This window comes from Curtobacterium sp. L1-20, assembly GCF_048755855.1.
Taxonomy (GTDB): domain Bacteria; phylum Actinomycetota; class Actinomycetes; order Actinomycetales; family Microbacteriaceae; genus Curtobacterium.
The window spans coordinates 1,617,115-1,633,022 of the sequence record NZ_CP151473.1; the positions used below are offsets into that span (position 1 = coordinate 1,617,115).

The 15,908-nt window shown below is 72.1% G+C and carries 15 protein-coding genes; 11 read left to right on the forward strand and 4 right to left on the reverse strand.

The window, feature by feature from the left end; translation table 11 throughout:
* Positions 1–31: 31 nt before the first annotated feature.
* Positions 32–559, reverse strand: a complete 528-nt coding sequence (locus AAEP86_RS09200) for a GNAT family N-acetyltransferase (RefSeq protein ID WP_420370239.1) — start codon at positions 557–559, stop codon at positions 32–34.
* On the opposite strand from AAEP86_RS09200, the gene AAEP86_RS09205 reads away from it, so the two are divergent.
* From AAEP86_RS09205 to AAEP86_RS09215, 3 genes are read left to right on the forward strand one after another with little or no spacing between them, the layout of a single operon-like run.
* On the forward strand, positions 558–1,235 hold the full coding sequence (locus AAEP86_RS09205) for a helix-turn-helix domain-containing protein (RefSeq protein WP_420370240.1): 678 nt from the start codon (positions 558–560) through the stop codon (positions 1,233–1,235). The genes AAEP86_RS09200 and AAEP86_RS09205 overlap by 2 nt on opposite strands.
* 55 nt (positions 1,236–1,290) lie before the next feature.
* On the forward strand, positions 1,291–1,779 hold the full coding sequence (locus AAEP86_RS09210) for a ribose-5-phosphate isomerase (protein ID WP_420370241.1): 489 nt from the start codon (positions 1,291–1,293) through the stop codon (positions 1,777–1,779).
* Between the two features lie 27 nt (positions 1,780–1,806).
* Positions 1,807–2,736, forward strand: coding sequence for an Fpg/Nei family DNA glycosylase (locus tag AAEP86_RS09215; protein WP_420370242.1), 930 nt, complete (start codon positions 1,807–1,809; stop codon positions 2,734–2,736).
* Between the two features lie 15 nt (positions 2,737–2,751).
* Here AAEP86_RS09215 and AAEP86_RS09220 read toward each other — a convergent pair whose 3' ends face one another.
* Both AAEP86_RS09220 and AAEP86_RS09225 read right to left on the reverse strand, forming a co-directional pair.
* Positions 2,752–4,239 carry an amidohydrolase gene (locus AAEP86_RS09220; protein ID WP_420370243.1) on the reverse strand — a complete coding sequence of 496 codons (1,488 nt, stop codon included), beginning with the start codon at positions 4,237–4,239 and terminating at the stop codon, positions 2,752–2,754.
* The gene (locus tag AAEP86_RS09225; protein ID WP_420370244.1) at positions 4,236–4,877 is read right to left on the reverse strand and encodes an FMN-binding negative transcriptional regulator; all 642 of its coding nucleotides are present in this window, start codon (positions 4,875–4,877) and stop codon (positions 4,236–4,238) included. Before AAEP86_RS09225 ends, AAEP86_RS09220 begins: the two co-directional genes overlap by 4 nt.
* Before the next feature lie 182 nt (positions 4,878–5,059).
* Between AAEP86_RS09225 and AAEP86_RS09230 the strand changes: the two genes are divergently transcribed.
* From AAEP86_RS09230 to AAEP86_RS09260, 7 genes are all read left to right on the forward strand, one after another.
* Positions 5,060–6,652, forward strand: coding sequence for a peptide ABC transporter substrate-binding protein (locus AAEP86_RS09230; RefSeq protein WP_420370245.1), 1,593 nt, complete (start codon positions 5,060–5,062; stop codon positions 6,650–6,652).
* Positions 6,653–6,668: 16 nt separating this feature from the next.
* Positions 6,669–8,099 carry a M14 family zinc carboxypeptidase gene (locus AAEP86_RS09235; protein ID WP_420370246.1) on the forward strand — a complete coding sequence of 477 codons (1,431 nt, stop codon included), beginning with the start codon at positions 6,669–6,671 and terminating at the stop codon, positions 8,097–8,099.
* Positions 8,099–9,040 (forward strand): ABC transporter permease, encoded by a 942-nt coding sequence (locus tag AAEP86_RS09240; protein WP_420370247.1) that lies wholly within the window; start codon positions 8,099–8,101, stop codon positions 9,038–9,040. Before AAEP86_RS09235 ends, AAEP86_RS09240 begins: the two co-directional genes overlap by 1 nt.
* Positions 9,037–9,927 carry an ABC transporter permease gene (locus AAEP86_RS09245; protein ID WP_420370248.1) on the forward strand — a complete coding sequence of 297 codons (891 nt, stop codon included), beginning with the start codon at positions 9,037–9,039 and terminating at the stop codon, positions 9,925–9,927. The genes AAEP86_RS09240 and AAEP86_RS09245 overlap by 4 nt, the downstream gene beginning before the upstream one ends.
* 67 nt (positions 9,928–9,994) lie before the next feature.
* Positions 9,995–11,404 carry a serine hydrolase gene (locus AAEP86_RS09250; protein ID WP_420370249.1) on the forward strand — a complete coding sequence of 470 codons (1,410 nt, stop codon included), beginning with the start codon at positions 9,995–9,997 and terminating at the stop codon, positions 11,402–11,404.
* The gene (locus tag AAEP86_RS09255) at positions 11,401–12,000 is read left to right on the forward strand and encodes a GbsR/MarR family transcriptional regulator (RefSeq protein ID WP_420370250.1); all 600 of its coding nucleotides are present in this window, start codon (positions 11,401–11,403) and stop codon (positions 11,998–12,000) included. The genes AAEP86_RS09250 and AAEP86_RS09255 overlap by 4 nt, the downstream gene beginning before the upstream one ends.
* On the forward strand, positions 11,997–13,691 hold the full coding sequence (locus tag AAEP86_RS09260) for a dipeptide ABC transporter ATP-binding protein (RefSeq protein ID WP_420370251.1): 1,695 nt from the start codon (positions 11,997–11,999) through the stop codon (positions 13,689–13,691). Before AAEP86_RS09255 ends, AAEP86_RS09260 begins: the two co-directional genes overlap by 4 nt.
* Positions 13,692–13,710: 19 nt before the next feature.
* On the opposite strand, the gene AAEP86_RS09265 is transcribed toward AAEP86_RS09260, so the two are convergent.
* Positions 13,711–14,289 carry a hypothetical protein gene (locus tag AAEP86_RS09265; protein WP_420370252.1) on the reverse strand — a complete coding sequence of 193 codons (579 nt, stop codon included), beginning with the start codon at positions 14,287–14,289 and terminating at the stop codon, positions 13,711–13,713.
* Positions 14,290–14,385: 96 nt separating this feature from the next.
* Here AAEP86_RS09265 and AAEP86_RS09270 point away from each other — a divergent pair, with 96 nt between their 5' ends.
* Complete coding sequence (locus AAEP86_RS09270) at positions 14,386–15,897, forward strand: histidine kinase (RefSeq protein ID WP_420370253.1); 1,512 nt, start codon at positions 14,386–14,388, stop codon at positions 15,895–15,897.
* Positions 15,898–15,908: the final 11 nt, after the last annotated feature.

A 15,908-nucleotide genomic window follows, 5' to 3' on the forward strand; every position in this document is an offset into this window, starting at 1 on the left:
GCACGACGGGCCGTCCGTCACCGGGGCCGCGTCAGACCAGCGGCAACCGCATCATCGTCAGGTCGAGCCACCGGTCGAACTTCCGGCCGACCTCGGGCACGACCGCCACTGTGGTGAAGCCGAGGCGCTCGTGCAGGGCGATCGACCCCGTGTTGGTGCTGCAGATCCCGGCCATCATGACGTGCCGGCCCTCGGCGGTGGCGCGCGCGACCAGCTCGGCCATCAGCTGCGTGGCGATGCCCCTGCCACGGAACGCCTCGACGACGTAGACGCTGTGCTCGACGGTCAGCCGGTACCCCTGGTGCGGCCGCCACTGCGAGTACGTGGCGTAGCCGGCGACCTGCCCGCCGACCTCGGCGACGACCACCGGGTACCCGTCGGCCTGCCGGTCGGCGAGCCAACCGTCGAAGTAGGAGCGGGGGTGCGGCTCCTCCTGCCAGATGGCGGTGGAGTGCAGCACGGCGTCGACGTGCAGTGCGTGGACGACGTCGAGGTCGCGCGGCTCGCAGTCCCGGACGGTGGCCGGATCGGCCGCGTTCGTCGCATATGCTGTCGTCATGTCTCAGATCGTAGACGACGCCGGGCGGGAAGCGGAAACCGCGGAGCACCCCGACGACGCCGGGCCGGGCGCGGAGACCCCGGAGCACCCCGACGACGCCGACCAGCGCCGCCTGGGGGAGCGCCTGCAGCGACTCCGCACCGAGCGCCGGTGGAGCCTGACCGAACTCGCCGAGGAGTCCGGGGTGTCCCGGGCGATGATCAACCGCGTCGAACGCGGGGTGTCCAGCCCCACCGCGACGATCCTCGGGCGACTGTCGGGAGCGTTCGGACTCACGATCTCGCAGCTCCTCGACGAGGCCCTCGACCACGAGGTGCCGAGGGGAGCCGATCCCGACGAGGCGCGCGGCGTCCAGCGCGGCGCGACCGCCGACTCCTGGACCGATCCCGAGACCGGGTACCGCCGCCGCCCCGTCTCGAGTGCGTCCTTCCCCGCGGACGTCACCGAGGTGCGCCTCCCGGCCGGCCGCGAGGTCGCCTACCCGGCGTCCGCGTACGCGTTCCTCCGGCACTGCATCTGGGTGGTCGACGGGGTGCTCGAGGTCGTGGTCGGCGGGACGCCGACCCGACTCGGAGCGGGGGACCGGATCGAGCTCGGCGAGCCGGCCGACGTCGTCTACCGGAACCCCGGCGAGACCGGCGTCCGCTACGTCGTGATCGTGGTCCGCGCACCGTAGAACGCACGGACCTTCGTGGTCCGGGCGCCGTAGGCGCAGGAATAGGATCGGTCCCATGCGCATCCACCTCGGAACGGACCACGCCGGCCTCGAGTTCAACAAGACCCTCAACGCCCACCTCACCGAAGCCGGGCACGACGTGGTGGACCACGGTCCGACCGAGTACGACGCGCTCGACGACTACCCCTCGTTCTGCATCAACGCCGCGCACGCCGTCGTGCAGGACCAGCGTGCGGGTGTCGCGGCGCTCGGCGTCGTCTTCGGCGGATCGGGCAACGGGGAGCAGATCGCCGCGAACAAGGTCGAGGGCATCCGGGCGGCGCTCGTCTGGAACGAGTCCACGGCGCTCCTCGCCCGTCAGCACAACGACGCGAACGTCATCTCGATCGGCGCACGTCAGCACACCGAGGAAGAAGCGATCCGCTTCGTGGACCTCTTCATCGCCGAGCCCTTCTCCGGCGAGGAGCGTCACGCCCGTCGCATCGCGCAGCTCGCCGAGTACGAGACGACCGGCCGCATCGCCGGCAGGGTCATCGACGAGTAGGTCAGCCGTCCCGAGTAGACAAGAGCAATGCCCGAGGGTCACTCCGTCCACCGCATCGCCAACCAGTTCACCCGGCACTTCGTCGGCAAGCGCTGCGAGGTGTCGAGTCCGCAGGGACGCTTCGCCGCCGGCGCCGCGCAGCTCGACGGCAGGACGATGATCGCTGCGCGTGCCGTGGCGAAGCAGATGTTCCTCGAGTTCGAGGGGGACCTGTTCCTCCGTGTCCACCTCGGGCTCTACGGCGCGTGGGACTTCGCCGGCGTGATCTCCTCGGCCGAGGCGCTGTCCGAGGAGGGCGACGGCGAGGAGTCCCTGGCCTCGATCGGTGCGCCGCGACTGGCGCGGTACCGGATGGCCGAGCAGGAGAAGGTGGAGGACCCGATCGAGTCCTTCCCGCCGGACCCGGTCGGTCAGGTCCGTGTCCGGATCCTCACCGAGGACACCGTCGCGGACCTCCGCGGGCCGACCGCGTGCGTCGTCGAGAACCCGGCGGAGGTGCAGCAGGCACTCGACAAGCTCGGCCCGGACCCGATCAACGACGACGGCCCCGAGGCCGAGAAGACGTTCGTCGAGAACGTCCGGAAGCGCAACGTGGCGATCGGCCAGCTCCTCATGGACCAGTCCGTCGTGGCCGGCATCGGCAACATCTACCGCGCGGAGCTGCTGTTCCGCCAGCGCATCGATCCGTACAAGCCGGGCAGGAAGATCACGGTGAAGCAGGCGAAGGCCCTGTGGGCGGACTGGTCGAAGCTCCTGCACGACGGCGTCCGCGACGGTCTGATGCTGACGATGGACGGCCTGTCCGAGGCGGACGTGAAGAAGGCGAAGCGCTCCCGGAAGGACCGCCACTGGGTCTACCACCGCCAGGGCGAACCGTGCCGGGTCTGCGGGACCGAGATCCGCATGGCCGACATGGCCGGACGCAAGCTCTACTGGTGCCCGAAGGACCAGAAGTAGCGTCCCGCCCGGGGCTCAGAGCTCCCGGTGGGTGAACCGCCCCGCGATGGCCGTCGCGAGCACCCGCATCCCGCGCAGTGCTGACGACGCGGTCCGGGGGGCCAGCGGGTCCGCCTCCAACAGCACCAGGTCGGCGACGTCCCCGACCGCGACGGCGACCCGCCCGTCCGTCGAGCCCCGCCACGCGGTCAGGGCCGACAGGCGTTCCTCGGGGTGCCACGGTTCCCGGCCGTCCCGGTCGCGCCCGACGGCAGCCGCCATCGACACCCACGGATCGAGGGGCGCGACGGGCGCGTCCGAACCGAGCAGCAGCCGGGCACCGGCGCGGTCGAGCGACGCGAACACGAACGCCCGGTCGGTCCGTCCCGCCCAGTGGCGGTCGGCGATGTCCCGGTCGTCCATCGCGTGCTCGGGCTGCACCGAGGCCGCGACCCCGAGCCGCGCGAAGCGCTCGACGTCGGCGGTGTCGAGCAGCTGGGCGTGCTCGATGGTCCCGCGGGCACCCACGGCCTCGAACACGTCGAGCGCGACGGTGTTCGCCCGGTCGCCGATGGCGTGGACGGCGGGGGTGAGACCGGCGGCCACCGCGCGCCGGACCATCGGCACGAGCTCCTCGAACGACCAGGTGAGCACCCCGGTACCGTCGGCGTTCGCCGCGGTCCGGGTGCCGAGCGACCCGTCGGTGATGACCTTGAACGGTCCCATGCGGACGAGGCCCCGGGTCCCGTCCACGACGTCGCCGGTGCGCAGTCCGCGGGCGATCACGGCGTCGAGCTCACCCGGGTAGACCCCGGAGCCGACCCGGAGACCGTCGGTCCCGGCACGCACACGCCGGGTCCAGCGATCGAGCCCGAAGACCATCTCGAGGTCGACCACGCGGGTCACCCCGCGGGCGCTCGCCGCGTCGACCGCGTCGGCGACGTAGCCGTCGAGCACGTCGTCGGCGACGTTCGACAGCGCGCCGGTGACGTCGAACGCGTCCTGCTCGCGCAGGACCCCGTCCTCGCCCGCCGACAGCGGGCGGCCGACGGCCTGCGAGAAGTGGGCGAGCGCGAGGGCGTTGCACCAGACCGCGTGCAGGTCACCGCTGATGACGACGACCGGGAGGCCCGGCGCGGCCTGGTCGAGCAGCTCGCGTCGTGCGGGGCGCGGCCACAACCCGTCGCGGTAGCCGTGCCCGACCAGCACGCGGTCCGCCACGCCGGTCCGCGCCACGTCCGCCAGGAGGGCGGCGGTGGACTCCGCCGAGTCGCAGGCCGAGACGTCGACGCGCCGGCGGACGAGCGCCCACTGGTCGAAGTGCACGTGGTGGTCGACGAGCCCGGGGCCGAGCCATGCCCCGTCGGTCTCGACGACCTCGGTGTCGGCGCCCGCGGGGTCGAGCGTGCCCGCGGGGGCGATCGTCACGACCCGCCCGTCGACGACGTGCACGTCGCAGGGAGCACCGGACGTGCCCACCCGGCGGACGGTGCGGAGCAGGACGTCGTGGACCACCGCGGTCACGGCCGGTCCGCTCCCCGTGCGAGGCCGTGCACCCGCTCCATCTCGTGGGCGAGCCCCGGCGACGCGTACGGCCCGTCCCCGCGCAGCCCGGCGACGATGCGCTCGACGACCTCGGGCGCCTTGTTCTGGGACAGCTTCGCGCGCGCGTCGAAGCGGGTGACCCGGATGCGGATGCCGACGGTCCCCTTCGCCGTCCGACGTGCCGTCTCCTCGTCGACCCGCAGGGACACCGGCGACGGCATGACCTGCTCGAAGTGGTCGACGAGCTCGCCGAGGACCCGGAAGTTCTCCTCGTCGGACAGGATCTCCGGCGTCCCCCACAGGTGCGCCGTGACGTGGTTCCACGTCGGCACGAACTGCTCCGGCGGGTACCAGGCGGGGGAGACGTAGCCGTGCGGCCCCTGCACGACGACGAGCACCTCGTGCTGTCCGAGTTCGTGCGCCTGCTCGTCGGGACGACCCACGTGCGAGACGAGGACGATCTCGTCGTCGTCCGGCGTCGCCTCGAGCAGGAACGGGTAGTGCGATGCGACCAGGCCGGCGCCCGTGTGGGACACGATCGTCGCCCACGGGTTCTCCGCGACGAGGCGTCGCACCTCGTCGACGTCGGTCATCAGGAAGTGCGGTGTGTGTCGCATGGGTCGAGCGTGGCACAGGTCGCCGTCCTCCGCGACGGGTGTCGTTTCGAGGGTGTTTCTGGCGGGTAAAGGTTTCAGAGATCACTGAAAGATGTCTTGTGCTCGGTATTGCGCCGCGCCTACCGTCACGGACTACGACGACCGGGCCCGAACCGGACGCGCCCCGACTCGAGGAGTTCACGATGCGACGCAGGACGATCGCCGCGGTGGCCGCAGCGGCCACGCTGGCGCTGGTGGCCACCGGTTGTTCGGCCACCGGCACGGCGGACAGCCAAGCCGGCTCGGGCGGCAGCCTGGTCTACGCGACCGGCGAGCCCGACCACCTGACCCCCGGTCGCCAGACGGTGGCCTTCACCCAGACGATGAGCCTGTTCGCGCCGCTCACCGAGACGGACGCGAAGGGGGAGCTGCACGACGTCGCCGCGAAGAGCGTCGAGTCGAGCGACAACACCACGTGGACGATCACCCTGCGCGACGGCTGGACGTTCCAGAACGGCGAGGCCGTCACACCCGAGAGCTACGTGAAGGCCTGGAACCACACGGCGTACGGCCCGAACGCCTGGGAGAACAGCGGCGAGCTCGCTGCGATCGTCGGGTACTCGGACCTCAACCCGACCTCGGGCACCCCGAAGACGAAGGAGATGTCCGGGCTGAAGGTGACCGGGAAGGACACCTTCACCGTCACCCTGGACCACCCGGACAGCCAGTTCCCGCTCCAGCTCAGCCAGGCCCAGACCGGCTTCTACCCGATGCCCGAGGCGGCGTACGACGACCTCAAGGCGTACGACGCGAAGCCCATCGGCAACGGCCCGTACAAGATGGAGGGCGCATGGAAGGCCAACCAGCCCTTCACGGTCACCGCGTGGAAGGACTACCGGGGCACGAAGGCGAAGACGAAGGACATCACCTTCAAGAGCTACGCGGACCAGAACACCGCCTACACCGACGTGCTCGCCGGCAACGCCGACGTCCTGTTCCTGCCCACCGACAAGATGACCAGCGCCTCGGGCGACTTCGGTGACCGGCTGCACTCCTTCGATGCTCCGGGCATCGACTACCTCGGGTTCCCGCTCTGGGACGACCGCTACTCGGACCCGGACGTCCGCCGCGCCATCTCGATGTCGATCAACCGCAAGCAGGTGAACAAGGCGATCTACGGCGGTCTGTACGAACCGGCCACCGCGCTCACGCCGCCGGGCATGTCCGGCACGCAGGAGGGCATCTGCGGCGAGGCGTGCGAGTTCTCACCGTCGAAGGCCAAGGCGCTCCTCGCGAAGGCCGGCGGCTTCGACGGCACGATCACCCTCGTCTACCCGGGCGGCAACGGCCTCGACTCGCTCTACCAGGCGTACGCCAACCAGATCCGGCAGAACCTCGGCGTCGACACCGAGGCCAAGGCCACCACCGACTGGGCGTCGTACTACTCGGAGCTCACCGACAAGAAGATCGAGGGGCCGCACTTCGGGCACTGGGGCGCGCTGTACGCGAGCCAGCAGAACACCCTCCGGGCGCTGTTCACCAGCGCCGGCGGATGTGCACCGTGCACCGGCTACTACCAGTCCGACGAGGTCGACTCGCTGCTCGCGAAGGCGGACTCCGCTGGTTCGCAGGACGAGGCGAACGAGTACTACGCCCAGACGCAGGAGGCGGTGCTGCGCGACTTCCCGGTCGTCCCCACCTTCTTCGACAAGTACTCGTACGTCGTGAGCGACAAGATCGCCTCGCTGCCCGCCGTCGACGGCAGCCCGGTCGTCCCCGCGATCACCGTCAAGTAGGGACCGGCACCACCGCATGGAGCAGCGCACCATCCTCCGCCTCGTCGACGAGGTCCCCGACCGCGACGGCTTCCCCCTGGTCGACGACCTGCACGCCCGGTTCGACGCGCTCGCCGCAGCGCACCCCGAGCAGGTCACGGTCACCCGGATCGGCACCAGCCGGCTCGGGGAACCCCTCCGCAGCTACCGGATCGGTTCCGGGTCGCACGCCGCCGTCGTCGTCGGCGGCGTGCACCCGAACGAACCGATCGGGTCGTGGACGGCCCTGCACCTCGCATCCTGGCTGCTGAGCACCGAGCAGGACGACGTCGCGGCGGTGGCGTCGCTCGACACGACGTGGCACATCGTCCCGACCATCGACCCGGACGGCATGCGGCTGAACGAGGCGTGGTTCCCGGACCCGCACGACCGGGTCCACTACGCCAGGCACTTCTACCGGCCGGCCCCGGACAGCCAGGTCGAGTGGACGTTCCCGAACGCCTACAAGTCGGTGTACTTCGACCAGGTGCTGCCGGAGACCCTCGCCTTCATGCGGCTCATCGACGACACCCGTCCGGAGCTGCTCGTCTCGCTGCACAACGGCGAGATGGGCGGGGTCTACTACTACCTGTCCGAGGACCTGCCCGACGTGATCGACGTCCTGCACGCCGTCCCGGAGGCGCTCGGGCTGCCGCTCGACACCGGCGAGCCGGAGTCGCCGCACCTGCGGGCGTTCGCACCGGCCGTGTTCGCGCTGGACGGCACCGAGACCGCCTACGACTACCTCGAGAGCCTCGGCGTCGACCCCGGTGAGCACATCCACGGGGCCTCGAGTGCCGCGTGGGCGGCCCGGTACGGGGCGCTCTGCCTGGTCGCCGAGCTGCCGTACTGGAGCCACCCGGACGCGGACGACCCGAGCGTCACCACGGAGTCCTACGCGGACCTGCTCCGGCGGTGCGCGGACGGCCTCGCGGCCTCGGGCACCGAGTTGCAGGAGATCCTCGACGCCGCGACGCCGATGCTCACCGTCGCGACGCCGTTCCTCGAGGGCTCACGGGCGTTCATCCCGATGATCGGCGGGATGACCGAGACGGACCGCGCCCGTGCCGACCGTGAACCAGCCGACCGGATGGCCACCGCCGCCGAGCGCTTCGGGTGCGAGGACCTGGTGCGCTGCTTCCGGCTCCGCTACGGCGGCATGCTGCTCCGCGCGCTCGAGGCGGAGACGACCGCCGGCACGGCGCCGGCGCCGCTGCGGCGCCTCCGCGACCGCCTCGCGGAGCTGTACGCGACGTGGCAGGCGGACGTCCTGCCGGACGCCGCGCCGATCCCGATCGCGAAGCTGGTGGGGGTGCAGTTCGGCGCGATCCTCGCCTGCGCGAGCCACGTGTCGGACCCGTCCCGCGCCGCCCGGCCGTCCCTGGTGACCGTCGGCGGACCGGTCGTGCCGGTCGGTGGAGGCGCGTGATGCGCTCGGCGCTCACGGTCGGCCGCCGGGTCGGCGGCCTGGTCGTCGTCTTCCTCGGCGTGACCTTCCTCATCTACGCGATGACGTTCGCGCTCCCGGGCGACCCGATCAAGGCGCTCGGCGGCGACCGGCCGCTCACCGAGTCGGTGGTGCGGGCACTGCGCGCCGAGTACCACCTCGACCAGCCGCTCTGGGTGCAGTACCTGCAGTACCTCGGCGGACTGTTCCGCGGCGACTTCGGCACGGACTTCAGCGGACAGTCGGTCGGCGAGCAGATGGCGTCGCGCTGGCCGGTGACGATCACGCTCGCGCTCACCGCGTGGGCGATGGAGATCGTCCTCGGCATCGGGCTCGGCGTCGTGTCGGCGCTCCGTCGCGGGACCGTCCTCGACAAGACGGTCCTGGTCGGCACGATCGTCGTCGGCGCCGTCCCGGTCTTCGTGCTCGGCGTCGCCCTGCAACTGGTGTTCTCCGTCCGGCTGCACTGGTTCCCGGTGGCCGGCGCCACCGCGGGCTGGCCCACCGCCTACCTGCTGCCCGCCTTCGTCATCGCGCTGTTCGGCCTCGCCGCGGTGTCGCGACTGACCCGGACCTCGATGATCGAGACGCTCGACGCCGACTTCGTGCGGACCGCCCGCGCGAAGGGCCTCGCCCCTGGACGCGTCGTCGGCGTGCACGTCATGCGCAACTCGCTCATCCCCACCGCGACCTACCTCGCCACCGACCTCGGGTACCTGATGGGCGGGACGGTCATCGTCGAGGGCATCTTCAACCTGCCCGGTGTCGGGAACCTGCTCTTCCAGGGCATCCGATCGCACGAGGGCGCCGTCGTCGTCGGGATCTCGACCGCGCTCATCCTGGTGTTCCTCGTCACGAGCGTGCTCGTCGACCTGCTGCATGCCGCCCTCGACCCCCGCGTCCGGACAGGAGCCTCCGCATGACCACCTCCGCGATCGGTGCGACCGTCCCGCAGTCCGTCGTCACGAAGCGACGGCCGCTCCGGTCGGCCGTCCGACGTCCCGGCTTCTGGCTCCCCGCCGGCGTCCTCGCCGTCGTCCTGCTCGTCGCCTGCTTCCCGTCCCTCTTCGCCGGCTTCTTCGGCCACGGCGACCCCCGCGCCTGCGACCTCGGCCGGAGCGGTGCGCCGGCGACCACCGGGCACCCGTTCGGGTTCGACCTGCAGGGCTGCGACGTGTACGCGAACGTCGTGTACGGAACGCGCTCGTCGATCACGGTCGCGGTGCTGACCACCGTGCTCGCCGGTGTGGTCGCCGTCGTCGTCGGGACCGTCGCGGGCATGGTGGGCGGGTGGGTGGACGCCGTGCTCGCGCGGCTCACCGACGTCTTCCTCGGCTTCCCGTTCCTGCTCGGCGCGGTCGTCGTCCTCAACAGCGTGGGGGAGCGCTCGGTGGTCACCGTCTCGCTCGTCCTCGCCCTGTTCGGCTGGCCGACCATGGCCCGGCTCGTGCGGTCGAGCGTGCGGAGCGTCCGGAACGCGGAGTTCGTCCTCGCCGCCCGGACGATGGGGCTGTCGACGTGGCGGATCACGACCCGGTACGTCCTGCCGTCGTCGATCTCCCCGTTGCTCGTCCTCGCCACCATCACCGTCGGCGGCGTCATCGTGTCGGAGTCGTCCCTGACCTACCTCGGCATCGGTCTCGAGAGTCCGGCCATCTCGTGGGGACTGCAGCTGTCCGCCGCGACGAGCCAGTTCCTCCGGGCCCCGCACATGCTCATCGCCCCCGCGGCGTTCCTCGCGGTGACGGTCCTCTCCGTCATCGCCCTCGGGGACACGCTGCGTGCCGCGCTCGACCCGCGCCGCCGGTGATCCGCCAGACTCGTCACCAGACGCCGCACGACCCACCGATCCACGCCGTCCCCGGAAGGACCCCCAAGTGACCGACACCCTCGCCGCGTACCGGAAGACCCTGCCCTACATCCACGAGTGGGTGTCGTACAAGGTCTGGCAGCTGCGGGTCCCCGGCGTGCAGGTCGCGATCGGGTACCGCGGTGAGGTGCTCCTCGACGAGGCCTGGGGGTACGCGGACGTGGAAGCCGGCCGCCGGCTCACGACGACCGACCTCTTCCGCATCGCCTCGCACTCGAAGACCTTCACGGCCACCGCGCTCCTGCAGCTCGTCGAGCGGGGGTCGCTCCGACTCGACGACACGGTCGGCACGTACGTGCCCGCGCTCGTCGAGGGCGGCTCCCCGCTCGCCGACGCCACGGTCCGGGAACTCATGGAGATGGGTGCCGGTGTCATCCGCGACGGCCACGACGGTGACTACTGGTCGCTGAAGCACCCCTTCCCGGACGAGCAGGAGCTCCTCGCGCTCGTCCTCGACCGCGGGCAGAAGGTACCGGCGGGGTCCTCGTTCAACTACTCGAACCTCGGCTACTCGCTCCTCGGGCTCGTCATCGCGGCGGTGTCCGGGCAGTCCTACAACGACTTCGTCCGGCAGTCGATCACGGAGCCCATCGGCCTGCGGAACACCGGCCCGGACTGGGACCCGACCCGCGCCGACGACTTCGTGGTCGGCTACACCGGCTTCCACGTGGCCAGGACCCGCCGCCGGATCGACCACGTCGACACCCGCGCGATGGCCGCGGCGACCGGCTTCCACGGAACCGCGTCCGACCTGGTCCGGTACTTCTCGCAGCACGTCATCGGGCAGGGCTCCCTGCTCAGCGACCACTCGAAGCGGCTCGCGCAGCGCAAGGCGTGGAGCGCCACCGACGACGACTCCGAGCGCGGGTACGGCGCCGGGTTCGTCGTCGACCGCATCGGCGGGCGGGACATCCGCGGTCACTCCGGCGGCTTCCCCGGCCACATCACGCAGTCCATGTTCGACCCGGAGTCCGGTCTGGTCGTCTCGGTGCTCACCAGCGCTGCGGCCGGGCCTGCGACGCTCATCGCGACGGCGATCATCACCCTGCTCGACGCGGCGGCCGCGGAGGGCGCCCCGGGTGCGGCCGTACCGGACGACGTCGACGCGTCGTCGTTCACCGGACGCTTCGCGAACCCGTGGGGCGTCACCGACGTCGCCCGCATCGGCGACCGGCTCGTCGAGATCGACCCCTCGGCCCCCGCGCCGCTCGAGTCGCCGACGCGGCTCGAGGTGGTCGACGCGGACACGCTGCGGATGACCCACGGCAACCGCTTCGGCTCGGTCGACGAGGACATCACGTACGACCGGGACGCGGACGGCGCGGTGCGGGCGATCCGCGCGGGCGGTGGCATGACGCAGGAACCGTGGACGATCCCGAGCGAGTCGCCAGCGGTCGCGGCTGGCCTCGAGGCATGAGCGCCGGGGACGGCACGTCGGTGCGGAACGACGTGCGCGACGCGCGCGACGACGTGCGCGACGCGCGCGACGACGTCGTCCTCGAACCGGAGCGCCAGGCGTTCGTCGAGGAGTTCGCCCTCATGTTCAGCGACATCGCAGGGATGCCGCTCACCGACGCGCGCGTCCTCGGGTACCTCATGATGACCCGGGCCCCGCACTCGTCCTCGTCCGACCTGCAGGTCGCGCTCGGGGCGAGCTCCGGCTCGATCTCGATGGCCACGCGGCGGCTGGTGGACAGCGGCTTCGTGAAGCGGCACACCGTCGCGGGGGAACGCAGCCACTACTTCCGCGCCGAGGCCGACGTGTGGGGTTCCTGGCTCGCCGGGGAACGGCGCTACCTGGACCGGCAGCGCGACATCATCGGCCGCGGGCTCGCCATCGTCGAGTCCGGCGGCCGTGCGAGCGACGGCGACGTCGACGCCGAGGTCCGCGAGCGCCTCCGCAACGGCCGCGACTACATGCAGTGGCTGCGCGGCCACCACTTCAAGATGCTCGAGGAGTGGGAGGCCTTCAAGGCCGCCCGCGACGAGACCGACCCATCGGAGACCCCATGAACGACGTCCTCACCGTCGACCACCTTAGCGTCACGTTCGACGTCGACGGAGCAGTCGTGCGCGCCGTCGACGACGCCTCGTTCGCCGTCGGCCGGGGCGAGGTGGTGGCCGTCGTCGGTGAGTCGGGCTCGGGCAAGAGCATGACGGCGATGACCGCGATGGGCATCGCCCCCGAGGGTGCGAGGGCGTCCGGCAGCATCCGGATCGGGGACCTCGAGGTGCTCGACGCCGACGAGCGCGCGCTCCGCGAGGTCCGCGGTCGCCGTGTGTCCATGATCTTCCAGGACCCCTCGGCAGCGTTGAACCCCGTGTACACGGTCGGGTTCCAGCTCGCCGAGGCCGTCCGCCGCACCGACGGCTCCCTCGACCGGGCCGCCGTCCGTGCCCGCTGCGCCGAACTCCTCCGAGCCGTCGAGGTCCCCGAGCCCGAGCGCCGCCTCGGCCAGTACCCGCACGAGCTGTCCGGCGGGCAGTGCCAACGCGTGATGATCGCGATGGCACTCGCCGCCGATCCCGACCTCCTCATCGCCGACGAGCCGACCACCGCGCTCGACGTCACCGTGCAGGCCGAGGTCCTCGATGTGCTCCGTGCCCTCCGCGAGCGCACCGGTACCGCGATCCTCCTCATCACGCACGACATGGGGGTCGTCGCCGACGTCGCCGACCGCGTGGTCGTGATGCGCGGGGGCCGGGTGGTCGAGACCGGAGGCGTCCACGACGTCCTCGGTGCGCCGTCCGCCGACTACACGCGCGAGCTGCTCGCCGCGGTCCCGCGCATGGGGACCGGGGCCGACCGGGCGCGCGACGTCCCGGGGCTCCCCGCCGACGGTGCACGTCCCGCGCCGGACGAGCCCGCGAGCGAGGTCAGCGGCCCCGCCGTCCTCGACGTCCGGCACCTCGTGGTCGAGTACGGGGGCGCGCTGCGTGGGAGGTTCCGCGCCGTCGACGACGTGTCGTTCACCGTCGGACGCGGTGAGATCGTCGGCCTGGTGGGGGAGTCCGGCAGCGGGAAGACCACCATCGGACGGGCTGCGGTCGGTCTCGCGCCGATCACCAGCGGGTCCGTGGTCGTCGAGGGGACCGACGTCGCGGGAGCGAGCCGAGGCGTCCGGAACGCGATGCGGCGACGCGTCGGCGTCGTCTTCCAGAACCCGCTGCGGTCCCTCAACCCGCGGTACTCGGTCGGTCAGACCGTCGCCGAGCCGCTGCGGCAGATCCTCCGGCTGCCGGCGGCCGAGGTGGAGGCCCGCGTCGAGCGCCTCCTCGACGACGTCGGGCTGGACGGCGGCTTCCGCGAGCGGTACCCGCACGAACTGTCCGGTGGCCAGCGGCAGCGCGTCGCGATCGCACGGGCCGTCGCGCTCGACCCGGCGCTCCTCATCGCGGACGAGCCGACGAGCGCACTCGACGTGTCGGTGCAGGCGCGCGTGCTCGACGTCTTCCGCGAACTGCAGGAGCGGCTCGGCTTCGCCTGCCTGTTCGTGACGCACGACCTCGCCGTGGTCGACACCCTGTGCGACCGGGTCGTCGTCCTGCACGGCGGACGCATCGCCGAGGAAGGGACGTGCGACGCGATCCTCCGCGACCCGCAGGACCCGTACACGCGGCGGCTCGTGCAGGCCGCGCCGGTCCCGGACCCCGTCGAGCAGGCGGCGCGACGGCACGCGCGTCTGGCGTCACTGTCCGCCTGACCCGGCACCGCCGGCCGGGTCAGCGGACGTCAGCGGTGTCCCAGAGGCGGCCGGCCCCGGCACCGACCACGCGCAGGAGCGGGGCCGCGGCGAGGACCGCGGCCGCGAGGTACGCGACCGCCTGGAGCAGCCCGGGGATCGAGTACACGACGACCAGGAACTCCTGCGACGTGGACAGCGGGGGGACGGTCTGCGTCACCAGGCCGACCACGAACCAGAGCGCGGCGGCGACGGTGACGACCCAGCCGAGCGTGCGCTGCACGCCCCGGGCCGTGCGGACGGCCAGCACGCCGAAGGCGACGAGAGCCGCCTGGGCGACGAAGTACAGTGCCGTCCCGACGGGGAACGGCGCGCCCCACGCGAGCGCGAACGCCAGGGACGAGACGGCGAGCGCGAGTGCCCGCCGGTCGCGTGCCCGCACCGCGGCGACGAGCACGAGGACGGCCGCCGCACCGGCGACCACCGTGGCGACGAGCAGCACCGCACGTGGCCCGTCCCACGCGAACGGCAGGCCGCCGAGGAGCCCCCGCGCGCCGAAGACCAGTGCCGCGACCGTGGCCGCCCCCGAGACCGTCCGAACCCCCGTGACGTGCTGCATGTCGGGCACGGTACTCCGAAGCGGGGGATAACCCCACCCCGACTCCGGGAGAGTGCAGGATGGGGGATCGGGTCCGCGGTCGCGAGGCTTGGTGTCATGACCGACACCGCCCGCCTCGACCAGGCCGACACCGTCCCGCTGCACGACGACCTGCCGCCAGGAGCCACCGAACCGATGCCCACCCCGCCGAACGCCGCCACGGACGCACCGCCGTCGTCGTGGTCGTCGACGCCGCCGCCGACGGGCCCCGGAGCTGGGTCCGGATCGGGCTCCGGCAGCGGGATGACCGCCGGTGCCTTCTACCGTGAGGCGTGGCGCCGACTGCCCCGCGACTTCGGCTACATGGCGCTCACGGCGGTGCTCCTCTGCACGCTGTACTTCGTGTTCCCGGCGGCGATCCTGGGCGGTGGGGCGCGCGACCTCCTCAACCCGTTCGTCCTGCTGATGTTCTTCATCGCGCTGTTCGTCGCACGGTGGCTCGGGCAGTTCGAGAAGCTGCGCATCGGCTGGGCCGACCCGCGGCCGATCCGACCGGTGGACTGGACGCCGCGCTGGCAGCAGAACTGGTGGACGCGCACCGGCTCCGCGGTGGCGAACCCGCACTACTGGCTGTACCTGCTGCACGCGGCCGTCGTGCACCCGCTGGCGGCGCTCGTCACGGTCGGGGCGGGCGCGGCACTCGTCGTCGGGTTCTTCGGCCCGATCGTGGCCGGCTTCACCGCCCTCCGGTACGGGTGGCAGATCAACCAGTGGTTGGCGCTCAACAGCATCGACCAGAGCTGGGCGTGGGTCCTCGGCGCGATCGCCTGCGTCGTGAGCGCGGCCGCCGCCGTCGTGCTGTTCCCGCTGTGGTCCCGCGGCTCCGTCCTCGCGCACTACTGGATCGACTTCGGCCTGCTCGGCGGCTTCCGCGCCGAGCAGCTCGAGCAGCGCGTCGCCGGACTGCAGGCGTCCCGCGCCGGCGCCGTGACCGCCGAGGGGCAGGCGCTCCGCCAGATCGAGCGCGACCTGCACGACGGTCCGCAGCAGCGGCTCGTCCGGCTCCGGATGGACCTGTCCGCCGCCGAACGCGCGTTCGAGAAGGACCCGGAGAAGGCGAAGCGGCTGATCGGCGAAGCCTCCGAGCACGCCAAGGACGCCCTCGACGAACTGCGCGCCCTGTCCCGCGGGTTCGCCCCGCCGATCCTCCTCGACCGCGGCCTCGTCGCCGCACTCGAGGCGCTCGTCGCCCGCACGCCGATCGCGGTCGGCCTCGACGTCCGCCTGCCCGAGGGGCTCGAGCTCGCCACGGAGATCCAGCGCAACGTGTACTTCACCGTCAGCGAGCTGCTGACGAACACGACGAAGCACGCCGGCGCGTCGACGGCGGGCGTGTACCTCGGGCTCGTGGTCGACGCGTCCGGGGTCTGGTACCTGACGGTGAGCGTCACCGACGACGGCCGCGGCGGCGCCCGACCGCAGGAGGGCCACGGCATCGAGGGCCTGATGGGCCGCATGCGCTCCCTCGACGGCGAGCTCACCGTGTCCAGCCCCGAGGGCGGTCCCACCGAGGCCACGGCGCGGATCCCGCTCGGCGCCCTGAACGGCGTGCCGGTGTCGCGGTCCTGACGCCGCGGGAG

Coding starts and splice junctions, on each gene's coding strand:
- AAEP86_RS09200 (WP_420370239.1), bottom strand. CDS start 559: ATGACGACAGCATATGCGACGAACGCGGCCGATCCGGCCACCGTCCGG.
- AAEP86_RS09260 (WP_420370251.1), top strand. CDS start 11,997: ATGAACGACGTCCTCACCGTCGACCACCTTAGCGTCACGTTCGACGTC.
- AAEP86_RS09215 (WP_420370242.1), top strand. CDS start 1,807: ATGCCCGAGGGTCACTCCGTCCACCGCATCGCCAACCAGTTCACCCGG.
- AAEP86_RS09270 (WP_420370253.1), top strand. CDS start 14,386: ATGACCGACACCGCCCGCCTCGACCAGGCCGACACCGTCCCGCTGCAC.
- AAEP86_RS09230 (WP_420370245.1), top strand. CDS start 5,060: ATGCGACGCAGGACGATCGCCGCGGTGGCCGCAGCGGCCACGCTGGCG.
- AAEP86_RS09245 (WP_420370248.1), top strand. CDS start 9,037: ATGACCACCTCCGCGATCGGTGCGACCGTCCCGCAGTCCGTCGTCACG.
- AAEP86_RS09255 (WP_420370250.1), top strand. CDS start 11,401: ATGAGCGCCGGGGACGGCACGTCGGTGCGGAACGACGTGCGCGACGCG.
- AAEP86_RS09265 (WP_420370252.1), bottom strand. CDS start 14,289: ATGCAGCACGTCACGGGGGTTCGGACGGTCTCGGGGGCGGCCACGGTC.
- AAEP86_RS09210 (WP_420370241.1), top strand. CDS start 1,291: ATGCGCATCCACCTCGGAACGGACCACGCCGGCCTCGAGTTCAACAAG.
- AAEP86_RS09205 (WP_420370240.1), top strand. CDS start 558: ATGTCTCAGATCGTAGACGACGCCGGGCGGGAAGCGGAAACCGCGGAG.
- AAEP86_RS09240 (WP_420370247.1), top strand. CDS start 8,099: ATGCGCTCGGCGCTCACGGTCGGCCGCCGGGTCGGCGGCCTGGTCGTC.
- AAEP86_RS09225 (WP_420370244.1), bottom strand. CDS start 4,877: ATGCGACACACACCGCACTTCCTGATGACCGACGTCGACGAGGTGCGA.
- AAEP86_RS09235 (WP_420370246.1), top strand. CDS start 6,669: ATGGAGCAGCGCACCATCCTCCGCCTCGTCGACGAGGTCCCCGACCGC.